Origin of the sequence: Mycolicibacter sinensis, assembly GCF_001667375.1 — a bacterium.
In the GTDB taxonomy this organism is placed as follows: domain Bacteria; phylum Actinomycetota; class Actinomycetes; order Mycobacteriales; family Mycobacteriaceae; genus Mycobacterium; species Mycobacterium sinense_A.
The window spans coordinates 1-15,514 of sequence record NZ_LZIN01000049.1; the positions used below are offsets into that span (position 1 = coordinate 1).

The 15,514-nt window shown below is 68.2% G+C and carries 13 protein-coding genes; 5 read left to right on the forward strand and 8 right to left on the reverse strand.

Translation table 11 applies throughout. From position 1 onward, the window contains the following. A partial coding sequence (locus A5771_RS23585; RefSeq protein WP_064855018.1) for a PGRS repeat-containing protein occupies nt 1–2,195 on the reverse strand: 2,195 nt, incomplete at its 3' end. A gap of 326 nt (nt 2,196–2,521) precedes the next feature. After that, nucleotides 2,522–3,085: an ester cyclase gene (locus A5771_RS09750; RefSeq protein ID WP_064855019.1), complete on the reverse strand. Its 564-nt coding sequence runs from the start codon at nt 3,083–3,085 to the stop codon at nt 2,522–2,524. 68 nt (nt 3,086–3,153) lie between these two features. Here A5771_RS09750 and A5771_RS09755 point away from each other — a divergent pair, with 68 nt between their 5' ends. Genes A5771_RS09755 through A5771_RS09765 form a run of 3 tightly spaced genes read left to right on the forward strand, consistent with a single transcriptional unit; the run spans nt 3,154 to nt 5,663 of the window. After that, complete coding sequence (locus tag A5771_RS09755; protein ID WP_064855041.1) at nt 3,154–3,579, forward strand: hypothetical protein; 426 nt, start codon at nt 3,154–3,156, stop codon at nt 3,577–3,579. Beyond that, nucleotides 3,576–5,255 carry a GMC oxidoreductase gene (locus A5771_RS09760; RefSeq protein WP_064855020.1) on the forward strand — a complete coding sequence of 560 codons (1,680 nt, stop codon included), beginning with the start codon at nt 3,576–3,578 and terminating at the stop codon, nt 5,253–5,255. Before A5771_RS09755 ends, A5771_RS09760 begins: the two co-directional genes overlap by 4 nt. A gap of 24 nt (nt 5,256–5,279) precedes the next feature. Next, nucleotides 5,280–5,663: a PPOX class F420-dependent oxidoreductase gene (locus A5771_RS09765; RefSeq protein WP_064855021.1), complete on the forward strand. Its 384-nt coding sequence runs from the start codon at nt 5,280–5,282 to the stop codon at nt 5,661–5,663. A gap of 8 nt (nt 5,664–5,671) precedes the next feature. Here the strand turns inward: A5771_RS09765 and A5771_RS09770 are convergent, their stop codons facing one another. Next, entirely contained in the window at nt 5,672–7,027 is a 1,356-nt protein-coding gene (locus A5771_RS09770) for a TIGR01777 family oxidoreductase (protein ID WP_064855022.1), read from the reverse strand. Nucleotides 7,028–7,202: 175 nt separating this feature from the next. Here A5771_RS09770 and A5771_RS09775 point away from each other — a divergent pair, with 175 nt between their 5' ends. Beyond that, nucleotides 7,203–8,741, forward strand: a complete 1,539-nt coding sequence (locus A5771_RS09775; RefSeq protein WP_064855023.1) for an SDR family oxidoreductase — start codon at nt 7,203–7,205, stop codon at nt 8,739–8,741. 51 nt (nt 8,742–8,792) lie between these two features. On the opposite strand, the gene A5771_RS09780 is transcribed toward A5771_RS09775, so the two are convergent. The 4 genes from A5771_RS09780 to A5771_RS09795 are packed head-to-tail and all read right to left on the reverse strand — an operon-like array spanning nt 8,793 to nt 13,473. After that, complete coding sequence (locus tag A5771_RS09780; RefSeq protein ID WP_064855024.1) at nt 8,793–9,941, reverse strand: acyl-CoA dehydrogenase family protein; 1,149 nt, start codon at nt 9,939–9,941, stop codon at nt 8,793–8,795. Beyond that, entirely contained in the window at nt 9,942–11,171 is a 1,230-nt protein-coding gene (locus A5771_RS09785; RefSeq protein WP_064855042.1) for an acyl-CoA dehydrogenase family protein, read from the reverse strand. An 8-nt stretch (nt 11,172–11,179) separates the two neighbouring features. After that, nucleotides 11,180–12,700 carry a fatty-acid--CoA ligase FadD5 gene (gene fadD5 / locus A5771_RS09790; RefSeq protein WP_064855025.1) on the reverse strand — a complete coding sequence of 507 codons (1,521 nt, stop codon included), beginning with the start codon at nt 12,698–12,700 and terminating at the stop codon, nt 11,180–11,182. Continuing rightward, nucleotides 12,697–13,473 carry an enoyl-CoA hydratase gene (locus A5771_RS09795; protein WP_064855026.1) on the reverse strand — a complete coding sequence of 259 codons (777 nt, stop codon included), beginning with the start codon at nt 13,471–13,473 and terminating at the stop codon, nt 12,697–12,699. Before A5771_RS09795 ends, fadD5 begins: the two co-directional genes overlap by 4 nt. A gap of 98 nt (nt 13,474–13,571) precedes the next feature. Here A5771_RS09795 and A5771_RS09800 point away from each other — a divergent pair, with 98 nt between their 5' ends. Then, on the forward strand, nt 13,572–14,798 hold the full coding sequence (locus A5771_RS09800) for a TetR/AcrR family transcriptional regulator (protein WP_064855027.1): 1,227 nt from the start codon (nt 13,572–13,574) through the stop codon (nt 14,796–14,798). 202 nt (nt 14,799–15,000) lie between these two features. On the opposite strand, the gene A5771_RS09805 is transcribed toward A5771_RS09800, so the two are convergent. Beyond that, on the reverse strand, nt 15,001–15,345 hold the full coding sequence (locus tag A5771_RS09805) for an ArsR/SmtB family transcription factor (RefSeq protein ID WP_064855043.1): 345 nt from the start codon (nt 15,343–15,345) through the stop codon (nt 15,001–15,003). Between the last annotated feature and the right edge of the window lie 169 nt (nt 15,346–15,514).

The following is a 15,514-nucleotide window of genomic DNA, read 5'->3' on the forward strand; positions in this document are numbered from 1 at the left end:
CCACCACCGCCACCGCCGGCGCCGCCTGCGGCGGCGTCGGTGGTCGTGCCTCCGGTGCCGCCGGCGCCTCCGGCGCCGCCGACGCTACCGGCGCTGCCGTCGGTGCCTCCGGTGCCGCCGACGCCGCCGACGCCGCCGGTGCTGCCAAATCCACCCAGACCGCCCCAACCACCGGCCGTCGGGGTGGCGCCATCGGAACCGTTGCCGCCGTTACCACCGCGGCCGCCATTACCACCGATGCCATCGTGGCTGCCGACGGTGTTCAGGTAATGGGCCCCGCCGCCGCCGCCATAACCGCCCTGAGCAGCAGTACCGGCGGCCGCGCCGTCGCCGGTGGCATTACCCCCGGCACCGCCGGCACCGGCATCGCCTCCGGCGCCGCCGCTGAATCCGCCGAAACCGCCGTAACCGCCGCTACCGCCTTGCCCGCCATCGCCGCCGTTACCGCTGCCACTCATGTCGCTGGCACCGGCCGCGCCGTCGCCGCCCTTACCGCCCGCGCCGCCGTTGCCGTAGTAGTCGCCGGCACCGCCGTCGCCGCCGTCGCCGCCGGCTTGCCCGGTGCCGTCGGCAAGGGTGACACCGTTTCCGCCGTTGCCGCCGGCCCCGCCGTCACCAGAGGTGCCGGCAGCACCGTCCGCACCATTCGCGGCGCTTGTGCCGTCCGGGCCGATTCCGCCGGCCCCGGCGAGTCCGCCGTACCCGCTGAACCCGCTGTCCCCGCCTTTGCCGCCATTTCCGGCCACATCGTTGGTGCCTCCGTCGGCACCGTTGCCGCCGTTACCGCCGTTGCCGGCGTTGCCACCTGCCCCACCGTTGCCGCCGGCCCCGCCGGCGCCGTGGTTACCGGCGGCGACGCCCGCAGTCGTGCCACCGGCACCACCGCTACCGCCCCCGCCGCCGTTGCCGCCGTCGCCGCCGCCGCTTCCGTTGGTGCCGTCGGCGCCATCTTCGCCGGGCGTAGTGCCATCGGCGCCATCAGTTCCGCTGGCGCCGGCACCTGCGCGGCCGCCATCGGCGCCGATGCCCCCAGCGCCGCCGTCACCGTTGGAACCGGTTCTGCCGTCACTGCCGAAGACGGCCGCGCCGGTGCCCCCTTTACCCGCGTTGCCGCCGGTACCGCCGTCAGCACCGGTACCGCCGGCGCCGCCGGAGCCGCCCAGGGCGTCCGCAGAGAGCGTGTCCGTTCCGGCACCGCCGGCCCCGCCGTTGCCGCCGTTGCCGCCGACCCCGCCGTTGCCGCCGTTGCCGCCGTTGCCGAGCCACAGCGAACCGGCGCCGCCGTTCCCGCCGTTGCCGGCGTTGCCGCCTGTCTCGCCGTTGCCGCCGTTGCCGCCGTTGCTTGCGGGGCCGGTGCCTGCGGTCCCCGCCGAGCCGTTGGCGCCGGTGTAGCCGGCTCCGCCGTCGCCGCCGTTGCCGCCGTTCCCAACCGCACCTATACCGAAAAAGTCTTGGACATGGCCGGCGCTGCCGCCGATACCGCCGTTGCCACCGTCGACGACTGTGTCATTGAGCAGGCCGCCGGCTCCACCGGCGCCGCCGTTGCCGCCGTTGCCCATCCACTCGCCGCCGGCGCCGCCGTTGCCGCCGTCGGCGCCGAGTCCGCCCGCTCCGCCGTCGCCGCCGTCGCCGATACCCCCGGCAACTCCGCCGTTACCGCCGGCCATACCCGGGTCGTTGCTGGCGTCGTAGCCGTCACCGGCGTCGCCGAAGAACAAGCCCCCACCTTGACCGTCAGGGTTGGCCATCGTCCCGTCGGCGCCGTCACAGATCAGGCCACAAAAGCCCGGCAGGATCAACGGCGCAAACAGCTGATTGATAACAGGGTTGATCGCTTCACCGAGGGGGCTGTTTATGTAGGCTTCCAGGGCCGCGTGCAGCGGCAGGTAGAAGTCGGTCTGGAACGCCGCGGCGACAGAGTTCGGGTCGCCTGCTGCAGCGACGCCGGGCAAAGCAAAAGCGTCCCAGCCAGAATCCCCGGTCGGGTCGACGGCGCTCGTCGCGGCGCTGGGTTCGAAGAGATCGACAAGCCAGTCCCACCCGAAGAAGTCGGCGCTCGCAGTCGGCGCCGAAGCCAGCGGGGTCAATCCGAACGCCAGGAAGGCACTGGCCGTCGCTCCGAGACCGGCTGCGCGGCGGCGGCGCATCTGGATCTGATGTGACTTGCCCGGCCGCTTGCTGGGGTGCTGAGCCATGGTCGGTCTCCTTAAAAACGGCGCGAACAGCGATGGGGCTTCAATGTGGGACAGGTTCGAGAATCAAAGCGTTACGTAAGTCTTTGCCTAATTTACGGAGATGTCAACATTTTTCCGGAAGTGGTTCTTGTCGCGTTTTTACTGGCCGTCACCGCTGCTAGGTGACGCGTTGCTTCGCTGTTAATGATTGCGCCGAGGTTGCCGTCCGCATGGGTCAACGCTTAGGGAATTCTTAGTTGTTGCTTCGTCGGCCCTAGCCGGCCGCGGTGCCCGTCCGAGACTGTTGGAGCACGTGCGGGGCCGCTCGCCGGTCGCGTCGAACACACTCAGGGCGGTGATAAGCCGACGGCCGGGGTGTTCACCAGCAGCGGGTCGGGCTCGGCGGACATCTTGAGTAGGCCGCGCACTCCGCGGATCACCAACGGCCAGGTACGCGGGTCGCGCAGCTTGAGCCCGCCGATGAGTTGCTTGAGCATCGACAGGGTGTCGAAGTAGATCCGCTCGGCGATCAGGTTCTCCTCGGCGTCGAAGACGAAGTAGGCCGTCATTCGGGTGCGGTGCCGCGATCCGGTGGCCGGTATGCCACCCAGTGGACCCAAATGTGTTCCGAGGAGCCAGAACTCGACGATCACCGCGTCGGTGCTGTGCCGCAGCGCGATGATCTCGTGGTCCTGGTCGGGGAACGCGACGCGGGTGTCGCGGTAGTAAGCGCGGACCGCGTCGTCGCCGTCGTGCACAGTCAGAGTCGGAATGATCTCGTAGTGCGGGTGCGGAAACGTGGCCAGCACGTCGTCCCAATCCTGGCGGACCTCGTCGTGGAAGTGGTCGAGGACGAGCTTCTCGCGCGCCCGCAGCACCTCGGCGGGCGGGATGGCAAAGCGATCGGTCATGGCATCCTCCAGACGAATCCCCTGAATATCGCCGTTACCGGTGGAGCGGGCAAGACATGATGCACGGTATGAACCCCATCGTGCATCGCGTATGCCTGATCTTGCTGACGATCGTGGCCCTCAGCCTGGGTGGGTGGGCATACTTTGCGCCGCTGAATTGGTACAGCACGTTTCCCGGGATGGGCATGCATTGGTTGCCGGTGCTCGGCCCGTACAACGAGCATTTCGTGAAGGACGTCGGCTCCTTGTTCTTCGGGCTGGCGGTCCTCAGCGCCCTGGCGCTGTACTACCTGCGCAACCGCCCCGTCGTGGTGATCACGGCGGTGAGCTGGTCGGTCTTCAACGTGCTGCACCTGATCTACCACCTCGGCATGCTGCACATGTACGGCCGGCTTGACGCGGTGCTCAACGTGGTTAGTCTCAGCCTGCTGCTGGTGCTGTCGCTGCTCTTGCTCATCCCGGCACGCAGCCACGCCACCGAGGACCGCACATGACATACGACTACGACGTGGTGGTGATCGGCTCCGGTTTCGGCGGCAGCGTGGCGGCGCTGCGCCTGACCGAGAAGGGTTACCGGGTCGGCGTGTTGGACATGGGCCGCCGCTGGGCGCCCACCGACTTCCCGCCCAACAACTGGCACGTCCGCAAGGCCATGTGGGCGCCGAAACTGGGCTGCTTCGGCCCGCAGCGCCTCACCGTGCTGGGCAAGACGTTCATCGCCAGCGCCGTCGGCGTCGGCGGCGGATCACTGATCTACGGCAACACCCTCTACGAGCCGTTGGAGCGGTTCTACACCGATGAGCAGTGGGCGCACATCACCGACTGGAAAGCCGAGCTCGCGCCCTACTACGAGCAGGCCGGGCGGATGCTCGGGGTGACGGCAACCCCGCACACCACCCCGGCCGACGAAATATTACTGGCGGTGGCCCGCGACCTCGGGGTCGAAGACACCTATCACCCCACCAACGTCGGGGTGTTCTTCGGCGACGAGCCCGGCAAAACCGTCGACGACCCGTTCTTCGGCGGCGCCGGCCCGGCCCGTGCCGGCTGCATCGGCTGCGCCCAATGCTTCACCGGCTGCCCGCACAACGCCAAGAACACCACCGAGACCAACTACCTGTATCCGGCCGAACACGCCGGCGCGCAGATCCATCCGCTGACCATGGTCACCGACGTGCGCCCGCACGGCAATGGCTACGTGGTCAGCACGGTGCGCACCGGGGCGTGGCTGCGTAAACACAAGCGGGATTTCACCGCCGGTCAGGTGGTGTTCGCCGCGGCCTCGCTGGGCACCCAGCGGCTGCTGCACAAGCTGCGCGACACCGGATCACTGCCGCATCTCTCGCCGCGGCTCGGCGAGTTGACCCGCACCAACTCCGAAGAGGTGCCGGTGGTGCTGGCGCCCGACCGCGACGATTTCGCCCAGGGCGTGGCGATCACCTCGTCGATTCACCCGGAGGCCAACACCCACGTCGAGGTGTGCCGTTACGGCAAGGGGTCCAACCTGCTCTCGATGATGGGCACCCACCTGATCGACGGCGGGCCCTGGCGTTTCGCCCGATTGCTGCTGATGATCGCGCGGCACCCGGGGCTGCTGCTGCGCAGCCTGTTCCCACGTGGCGCCTCGGAGCATTCGATCATCATCCTGGTGATGCAGTCACTGGACAACTCGCTGACGACCTACCGCAAGCGTGGCCTGTTCGGCACCCGCATGACCACGAAACAGGGTGCGGGGGAACCCAATCCGGACTGGATCCCGATCGCCCACGACGTCGCCCGCCGGATGGCGCAGAAGGTCGGCGGGTTCGCCGGGGGCACCTACCTCGACGCGCTCAACATTCCGCTGACCGCGCACTTCATCGGCGGCTGCCCGATCGGTGACTCCGCGCAAACCGGTGTCATCGACCCCTATCAGCGGGCCTACGGTCACCCGGGCCTGCACGTCGTCGACGGCTCGGCGATCACCGCCAACCTGGGGGTCAATCCGTCGTTCACCATCACCGCGCAAGCCGAACGGGCCATGGCGTTGTGGCCCAACAACGGTGAGCCGGATCCGCGACCGCCGCTGGGCGATCCCTACCGACGCATCCCGCCGGTGTTTCCGCACCACCCGACGGTGCCGGACAGTGCCCCCGGCGCGCTGCGGTTGCCGCTGGCGCCGTCGGGGTAGCAGCCGCGGCGCTATCCTGGCGCGATGCCGACGTTCGCTGAGGTGTATCGCGAGAAGTATCTGCTGCTGACCACGTTCACCAAGGACGGCAGGGCCAAACCGACCGCGGTGTGGGGCGCGCCGGACGGCGACAAGCTGTTGGTGATCACCGATGACGGATCCTGGAAGACCAAGCGCATCCGCAACACGCCGCGGGTGACCATCCAGAAGTGCGGCGTGCTGGGTGCGCCGAAAGGCGAGCCGGTCGAGGCAGTGGCCCGGGTGCTGCCCAAGAGCGAGACCAGGCGCGTCTACGACGCGGTCGTCAAACGCTACTGGTGGCACGCCTGGTGGTTCGTTCCGCACTCGCTCGTGCGCGGCGGGATCGACAAGGTTCACATCGGCTTGGAGATCGCGCCCCCGTCTTAGCCCACGTCCTAGCCCGCCCGGCCCAACAGATGCCGCAGCGCCTGTTCGAGTTCGGGGGCGCGGAAGCGGTGATCGGCATCCTGTAGGCGCCCCGGCAGCACTCGCTGGCTCGCGCAGGCCAGCTCACGCGCCCCTTGACCGCCGAGCAGCAGTCGTGGCCCCAGCGCCGGCACCGGCAGGATCGTCGGCCGGCGCAGCACTCGTCCGAGGGTCTTGGTGTACTCGCTGTTGCGCACCGGGTTCGGCGCGACGGCATTGACCGGCCCGGACAGCCCGGTGTCCCACAGTGCGCGGTGATAGACGTCGATCAGGTCGTCGATCCCGATCCACGGCAGCCACTGCCGGCCATCGCCGAGCCGGCCGCCCAACCCGGCGGCGAACAGCGGCCGCATCAGGCGCAGCGTCCCGCCCCGCGGTGATTGCACGATGCCGGTGCGGATCCGCACGACGCGCTTTCCAGACTGCTCTGCCGGGGCCAGGGCGTCTTCCCAGTCGGCGACGACATCGGCGAGAAACCCGTCGCCGCGTTGACTGTCTTCGGTGAGGATCTCGTCGCCGCGGTCGTAACCGTAGTAGCCGACCGCTGATGCGCAGACCAGGGTGGTCGGCCCAGCGCTGCTTCGGGCGACGAGTTCGGCGAGTCGGCGGGTCGGCGCGATTCTGCTGTCCCGGATCGCACGCCGGTGCTCGGCGGTGAAGCGTCCGGCGATGGAAGCACCGGCCAGATGAATCACCGCATCGACGCCGGCCAGCAGGTCCGGATTCGGGTCGTCGGGATTCCACTGCCGCTCACCGGGATTGGCTGCCGCACGCCGCACCAGCCGAATCACCCGATGGCCGCCGGTGCTCAAGAACGCGGCCAGGGCCGAACCGACGAGCCCGGATGCGCCGCTGATGGCCACCGTGGTCGGCGCCAGGCCGTGTTCTGCGGCGCGCTGGTGAGCGGCCAGGTCATCGGCGAGCTGGCGGTGCCGATAGATGAACATCGGCCGCAGCATCGACTCGGGTATGGGCGTTTCGACGCGATCGGTCACCTGGGTTCTGCCGTCGCCGAGATCGTCGAACTCGTGGGTGTGGCGCCACCTCATCGCCGTTCGGGCCGGCAGCGACGCCAGGCCGCGGCCGCCGATCGCATCGACGAAACGCCGCGGCGGGTCGTAGCCGCCGGGCTGGTGTTCGGCGATCCAGCGCAGCCCGCCGGGAAACGCCAGTTCGGCGGTGCCGTCGCGCAGCGAGTCCGCTTCGGCGACCAGATGCATCGGCTGCCACGGCGGGCTCAACCGGGTGAACGCGCCCGGCCTCTCGTGCCATGCGAAGACGTCGGCCGGCGGTGCGGCGACAGCGCTGGAAAAGACCAAACCCATGCTCCGACGCTACCGGGACGAATCGGCTTTGCAACCGGGACCGATCAGAGGCCGGAAGAACCCGACCGCGGCCTGCGCAGCCCCGAATCACCGATATGGTCGACTACACGCAGAGACGGGCGGGCTTGCTTGCGATCAGCCGACGCGGCGGATTCAGGGCCGGGGAGGTCGTGTGATGAACATAGAAGCCAGCAATACGCCGTTGCGGGTGTTGGTGACCGGGGCAACTGGCTACATCGGGGGTCGCCTCGCCCCCCGACTGGTCCAAGCCGGCCACCGGGTCCGAGCGTTGGCCCGTAATCCGAGCAAGATCAGCGACGTCCCGTGGGCGGCGGAGGTCGAGGTGGTCCGTGGCGACCTCACCAAACCGAACTCACTAGACGATGCCTGCCGCGACATCGACGTCATCTACTACCTGGTCCACTCGATGGGAAACCCGGGGGAATTCATCGAGTCGGAGCGTCAATCCGCGCAGAACCTCGCTGCCGCCGCACGGCGTGCCGGGGTGGGGCGCATCGTCTACCTCGGTGGCTTGCATACGAAATCGGACCGATTGTCGACGCATCTACGATCACGCAGCCAGGTCGGAGAAATCCTGCTCAACTGCGGTGTCCCCACCGTGGCCCTACAGGCGGGGGTGGTAATCGGTTCCGGCTCGGCGTCTTTCGAGATGATCCGGCACCTGACCAATCGGCTGCCGGTGATGACCACACCGCGCTGGGTCAACAACCGCATCCAGCCCATCGCGATACGTGATGTTCTCTACTATCTGCTCGCCGCGGCAACCATGCCGCTGCCCCAGAGCCGCGCCTACGACATCGGCGGTCCCGACGTTCTGCGCTACGGCGAAATGATGCAGATCTATGCCCACGTCGCCGGGTTGGCCCGACGCAGAATCCTCGTGCTGCCGGTCCTCACACCGAAACTCGCCGGGCTGTGGATCGGACTGGTGACTCCCGTCCCGCCCCGGATCGGCCGCGCCCTCATCGGATCGCTGAGCACCGATGCCGTTGCTTCCGAGCGGGACATCGATTCGGTGGTCGCATCGCCGCCGGGAGGCAAGACCCGATATCGAGACGCCGTCGCGCTCGCGCTACGGCGCATCGACAACGGTGATGTGGAAACCAGCTGGGCCGACGCATCCGCGACCGGCGCCCCAGCCGACGCTCTTCCGTCCGATCCCAGCTGGGCCGGGGCGGTCGTCTACACCGACGACCGAAGCGTCGACTGTGACGCCTCTGTCGAGCAGCTATGGCAGGTTGTCGAAGGGGTGGGCGGCGAGAACGGTTGGTACTCGTTCCCGCTCGCCTGGACGATCCGCGGCTGGCTGGACCGGCTCACCGGAGGGGTCGGGCTGGCACGGGGCCGCCGCAACCCACATGCACTGCACACCGGTGACGCCCTCGACTTTTGGCGAGTCGAACGCATCGAGCGTCCGCATCTGTTGCGGCTACGCGCCGAGATGCGCACCCCCGGCGGCGCTTGGCTCGAATGGCGCCTCGAGGCGTGCGGCGCACACACCACCAGACTGCACCAACGAGCCATCTTTTTCCCCAAAGGTTTTGCCGGACAGCTATATTGGTATTCACTTCTGCCGTTCCACGGTATCATCTTCACCGGCATGGCCAACAACATCGCCGTCGCTGCCGGCCGCGTACCGCTGAGCCCGGGCGCTGAGACGGATGGCGAGACGGCGCTGCCTGGCGAGTCCTAGGCGTCCCGGGGGCCGCACTCGGTGGTGGTTCCCGTGCCGGCAGCGGCGGCGCTACCGGCTGGTTGAGCTTAGGCCTGCGTACCGGGCCAGGTGCCGGTCGCGGGAACCGAACTGGTACTCGATCGCGGTGAGCCGTTTGAAGTAGTGCCCGATCGCCAGCTCCTCGGTCATACCCATCGCGCCGTGCAGCTGCACCGCGCTCTGCCCGATGAACCGGGCGGCACGAGCAACCGTCGCCTTGGCCGCCGACACCGCCCGGGCGCGTTCATCCGGGCCGGCGTCGAGCTTCATGATCGCCAAGTGCTGTGCGGCGACGGCCTGTTCAACCTCCAGGTACATGTCCACCATCCGATGCTGCAGCACCTGGAACGCCGAGATGGGCTGACCGAACTGCTGACGCTGCTTGGTGTAGGCGACGGTGTCGGCCAGGACCCGCCGCAGGCAGCCGACCGCCTCGGACACGATCGCCGCGGTGGCCTCGTCGACGGTGTGCTCCAGCGCGGGCCACGCTTGGCCCTCGTCGCCCAGCATCGCGTCGGCGGGCAGCCGTAGGCCGTCGAGGATCAGGTCGGCGGCGCGGCGGTCGTCGATGGTGCGCAACGATTCCACCCGAAGTCCGGCCGGCGGTGCGGCGGCATCGAATTCGAGCAGGAACAGCGAGAGCCCGGTGGTGTCGCGCTGGGCACCCGAGGTCCGCGCGGTCACCACCAGGTGGGTGGCGATCGGTGCTGCGGCCACCGTGATCTTGGCCCCGTCGAGCACCCAGTGGTCGCCGTCGCGGCGCGCGGTGGTGGCCACGTCATGCCAGATGCCCGCCGAGGTCGGCTCCTCGGCGGCGACGGCAATGATGGCGTCCCCGAGCGCGATTCGCTCCAACAACCGGGTGGGGTCCCCGGCGCGTTGCAGCAGCCCGCCGGCCAGCACGACGGTTTCCACGAACGGTTCGATGACCAGCGCATGTCCAAGTGCTTCGGTGATGATCATCAGCTCGGTGGCGCCACCGCCGAGTCCGCCGGCGCTCTCGGGCAGTGTCGCCCCGAGGATACCCAGGTCATCGGCGAAGGCACGCCAGATGTTCGGCTGCCAGCCGGCTCCGGTCTTGGCCGCCGCGCGACTCTTCTCCAGGTCGTAGCGGTCGGCGAGGAACTTGCCGACGGTGTCGCGCAGCAGTTCCTGTTCGTCGGTGAATGAGAAGTCCATCTATAACCCCAGTGCTGCCTTGGCCAGAATGTTGCGTTGAATCTCGTTGCTGCCGGCGTAGATCGAGCCGGCGCGGTCGTTGAAGTAGCGCAGCGGGGCCACCGCCTGCCACGGCTGGCCGCTGAGGTAGCTGTCGGCGGGTGGGACGAAGTCGGGGATCGGGCCACCCGGCATGGTCGCGTGCGGCTGGTAGACCCGGCCGCGCGGCCCGGCGGCCTCCAGCGCCAGTTCGGTGATCGTCTGGCTCAGCTCGGTGCCCAGGATCTTCAGCATCGACGCCGCCGGTCCGGGATTGTGGCCCTTGGCCAGCGCGGCGATGGTGCGGAATTCCAGGATCTCCAAGATGTCGGTGCGGACCCGGGCATCGGCCAGCCGCAGCCGGAAGACCGGATCGTCGGCCAGCGCGGTGCCGTCCGGGCCGGGTTGTCCGGCAGCCTGTTCGGCGACCGCATCGGCCCACACCTGCAGCATCGGGGCCATCGCGCCGCCCCGCTCGAAGTTGAGCAGGTATTTCGCGACGGTCCACCCGTCGTCGATCCGGCCCAGCACGTTGGCCTTGGGCACCCGCACCGAGTCGAAGAACACCTGGTTCTGCACCTCCTCGCCGGAGGTCATGACCAGCGGCCGGACCTCGATACCCGGGGTGGTCATGTCGATCAGCAGGAAGGTGATGCCTTCCTGCTTCTTGCCGCTGCGCGACGTGCGGACCAGGCAGAAGATCCAGTTCGCCTCGGTGGCGTGGGTAGTCCAGATCTTGCTGCCGGTACAGATCAGGTCATCGCCGTCATCGACTGCCGCCATCGACAGCGAGGCCAGATCCGAGCCGGACTCCGGCTCGGAGTAGCCCTGACAGAAGAACACCTCACCGGTGAGGATCCGCGGCAGAAACCAGTTCTTCTGCTCGTCGGTACCGAAGCCGATGATCGCGTGCGCCACCATCTTGATGCCCATCGGGGAGAGCAGCGGCGCGCCTGCCAGCGCGCATTCGCGGCTGAAGATGTAGTGCTGCAACGGCGTCCAATCGCAGCCGCCGTATTCCACCGGCCACGCCGGTGCGGCCCACCCGCGTTCATGCAGGATCGCCTGCCAGCGCATGCTCGCCTCGTGATCGGCGTACACACTGGTCATCAGCTGCCCGGCTCGGCGCAGATCCGAGCTCAGATGCTCCTCGAGGAACCCGCGAACCTCGTCGCGGAACGCTGCCTCGTCAGCCGACCAATCCAGATCCACTGCCACTCCTAGCCGTAGGTCTTGCGTAACAGCGGTTTGACCACTTTGCCACTGGCGTTGCGGGGCAACTCATCGACGAGCACGAGTTCCTTCGGGTGCTTGTAGCGGGCCAGCCGCTCATTGAGGAACTGCTCCAGATCGCCCAGCGTCAGTGCCTGCGCCGCGGCCACGATAGCGACCGGGACCTCGCCCCACTTCTCGTCGGCACGCCCGATCACCGCGGCCTCCCGGATCATCGGGTGCTCGAACAGCACGTTCTCCACTTCGGCGCAGTAGATGTTCTCTCCGCCGGAAATGATCATGTCCTTCTTGCGGTCGACGACAAAGACGAAGCCCTCGTCGTCGACGCGCACCAGGTCACCGGAGTGGAACCAGTCGCCGGCGAAGGCCTCGGCGGTGGCTTCCGGCTTGTTCCAGTAGCCCTGCATCAGAGTCGGTCCGCGGTAGACGATCTCGCCGATCTCGCCGGGCGGCACGTCGTTCATGTCGTCGTCGACCACCCGTGCTGCGATGGTCGGGATCACCTTGCCCACCGAGCCGAGCTTGCGGAGGGCGTCGGTGCCGTCGAGCACGCAGGTGATCGGTGACATCTCGGTCTGGCCGAACACCGCGACGTTGAGCGCATCCGGGAAGGTCTCGGCCATCGCCCGCAGCACGGTGTCGGACGCGGGCGCGGCACCCCAGCTGATCACCTCCAGCGCCAGGTCCCGTTGCCGCACGGTCGGGTCCGCGCAGATCAGTTGCCACTGCGCCGGAACCAGGAAGACCGAGGTGGCTCGCTCGCGCTCCCAGGCGTCGAGGGTGTCGGCGGCGTTGAACGCCCCGAGCGGGTGGATCACGGTGGTGGTACCGATCACCAGGTTCGGCGCGATGCTGCCCAGGCCGGCGATGTGGAACATCGGCGCGGCGCAGAAATAGACGCTGTCCGGGCTGGTGTGCAGGGCCTGGATGCAGGTCAGCGATTGGGCCTGCAGGTTCGAATGGGAGAGGATCGCGCCCTTGGGGCTACCGGTGGTGCCCGAGGTGTACATGATCAGCGCCGGGGCGTCTTCGGGGATGTCGGCGTGCGGGTGCGGTTCTCCCGATTCGGCGATCAGCGACTCGTAGTCGTCGCCGAGTACGACGGCCACCTCGAGGCCGTCGGTGTTCCTGCGCACGGCATCGATCAGCGGCGCGAGCAGTTGGTCGGTGATGACGCCTTTGGCGCCGCTGTCGGAGACCAGGTAGCTGATCTCGGGGTCGGTGAGCCGGAAATTGACCGGGACCGCGATGGCGCCCAGGGCGTTGATCGCCAGCACGGATTCGATGTACTCGGTGTGGTTGAGCATCACGATGAGAACACGGTCGCCGAAGGAGATCCCGCGACGGAACAATGCCCCGGCGAGCCGTTGCGAGCGGTCATGCAGTTGGCGCCAGGTGGTCTCGGTGCCGCGGCAGCGGAAGGCCACGGACTCGGGGCGCATCTCGGCGTGGATGGCCACCTGGTTCACCCAGTGGTTGCGGCGGGAACGCAGCGGCTGCGTGGTCATTCGGCGAACACCGCCTTGCGTTTCTGCAGCATCGCCGTGGCGCCTTCGATGAAGTCCGGCGAGCCCAACAGCTCAACCTGACCGGCCTTCTCCCGGGCCAGCGCGGCGCCGAGCGGGGCCAGGCTGGTCGCGTTGAGCGCTTGTTTGGTCAGTTCCAGGGCGCGCCGCGGCCCGTGGGCCAGCTTCGCGGCGGCCTCCTCGACCTTGGTGTCCAGTTCTGCGGGTGCCAGCGCCGCGTTGACCAGACCGGCCTCCCGGGCGGCAGCCGCCGGCAGGCGCTCCCCGAGCAGCGCCATTTCGTTGGCCAGGGCCCGTCCGGCGGCAGCGGCGATCAGGGCGGTGGTGCCGCCGTCGGGCATCAACCCGATGTTGGTGAACGACAGCAGGAAATAGGCGCTCTCTGCGGCGTAGACCAGGTCGGCGGCCAGCGCGATACCCACCCCGACACCGGCGGCCGGCCCGTTGACCCGCGCGATGACCGGCACCGGGGTTTCGGCGATCGCCGTGACCAGCCGGCCGGCGCAATCCATCACCTCTTCGGGGGTGATCTCGCCGCTCATGGCGGACAGGTCGGCGCCGGTACAGAACGCCTTGCCTTCGCCGGTGATCACGATCGCCCGCACCGCCGGATCGCCGGCGGCCTCGCTGAACACGTCGCCGAGGACCGCCATGGTGGCGTAGTCGATCGCGTTGAGCCGCTCCGGATTGGTCAGGGTCACCCGGAGCACCCGACCATCTCGGACCGCGGTGAGCTTGGGGGAGTTCTCGGTCATGGGCAGCCCCGCACGTCGCTTCCTTCAGTGGTGTGAAATGTAAATTATGGTTAACTTATGGGTGTCGGTTCGAACTGTCAACAACGGGGGGTCGAACAGTGTCGGCAGTAGGTCTGGGCGGCGGAGCCGCGACCACCACGGCGGTGCGGCGTCGCCCCAAAGACCGCAAGGTCCAGATCGTGCGGGCCGCCGCCCGCGCCTTCAGCGAGCGCGGCTATCACGCGGTCGGCGTCGATGAGATCGCCGCCGAGGTCGGCATCTCCGGGCCGGCCCTCTACCGGCATTTCGCCAACAAGTACGCGCTGCTGGTCGCGACCGCCGAGTACGTCGCGCAGACGCTGGTGTCCGCGGCGCGCGGCGCCGACAACTCGGCCCGGCCGCCGGAGCAGCGGTTGCGCGCGATCGTCGACGCGCTGATCGAGACCACCATCGGCATGCGACGCGAAGGCGCGTTCTACCGCTGGGAGCGGCGCTACCTGCAACCGGCGGACCGCAAGCACATCCGCGCCAGCTATGACGCGCTGAACGCCGCCGTCGCCGAACCGTTGGCACTGCTGCGCCCGGGCCTGTCCGAAGCCGACACCGCGATGCTGGCCGCCGCGACGCTGAGCGTCATCGGCAGCATCTCGGCGCACCGCACCCGGTTGGCCGCCTCGGCACTTTCTTCGCTACTCGCCGAACTGTGCTGGTCGGTGTTGACCACCGAGTTGCCGCCGGCGCCGGCCCCGGCCGCGCGGCGGCGAACCGAGCGTGGCTTGCCGAGTACCTCCAAACGGGAACGCTTGCTCGCCGAAGCCATTCGGGTGTTCGGACAGCGCGGCTTCTATGAAGCCAGTATCGATGAGATCGGCAGTGCCGCCGGCCTCAACGGCTCCAGTGCGTACCGCTACTACCCGAGCAAGGCCGCGCTGCTCGCCGCCGCGTTCCAGCGCGCCGGCGACCGGGTGTTACTGATCATCACCGACGCTCTCTCCGAGTCGAGCGACTCGCGCGAGGCGGCTACCCGCATCGCCGAACGCTATACCGCGCTGTCGTTCGCCGCGCCGGACCTGATCAACATCTATTTCGCCGAGTTCGCCAACCTGCCCGAACCCGACCGGGTACACCTGCGCGGGTTGCAGCGGCAGAACGTCAACGAATGGGCGCACCTGCTCCGTCAGATCGGGGCGACCGAGACCGAAGCGGTCTTCCGGGTCCACGCCGCGCTTGCCCTCGTCGTCGATCTGGGACGCCTGGTTAACTTCGACGACACCGCCGAGCAACGCTTGCGGGTCAACACCGTGATGGCCGCGGTGCTGTTCGGCGGCGAGTTAGCGCGGGCCTGACCCGGTCAGGCCAGGTGGAAGACGACCTCCAGGGCCAGGAAGCCGAAGATGAGCAGGCCGATGATCGCCGCGACGGCCGGGAGTACCAGTACAGGGTCTTTCATGGCCGCAAACGTTAGCCAACCGTCCGCTGTGAAACGGTGAATTGTGTTGGCGATCACCGCATCTGGGGACTTTGGTCCGTGACCTGGGTCACCGGTAGTTATGACTCCCGCGGCGGGTCGGGAGCGAGGCTGCCGTCCGGGCCGATGTGGGCGAAGATCTGCTGCAGCAGTGTCAAGATGTGCGGGTCGTCGACGGTGTAGATGTGGTGGCGACCTTCCCGTCGGGCGCGGATAAGTCCGGCCAGCCGCAGCTTGGTCAGGTGCTGGCTCATGGTGGCGACGTTGATGCCGGCCCGTCCCGCCAGCGTGGTGACGTCGTAGTCGCCCTGGGCAGCCAGCCACAACACGTGTAGGCGCGCGGGGCTGCTCAGCAGTCCGAACGTGCTCGCCGCCGAAGCGAGTTGGGGCTCGGTCGGCCCCTCGGCTCGGCTGGGTGAAGTCATGGTTTCGGGTCGCCGTTCTTCATGTTTTGCCATCGCGGCATTCATTTTGTCCCAACGCCCACGATCGGCTTCGGCGAACGACACATTCGCATAGTTGCGTAATCATCAAAGTATCGCCAGAATTGGGCGCCGCCCCACCCTCAGATCACCCGATTGGTTGCTGTCGAAT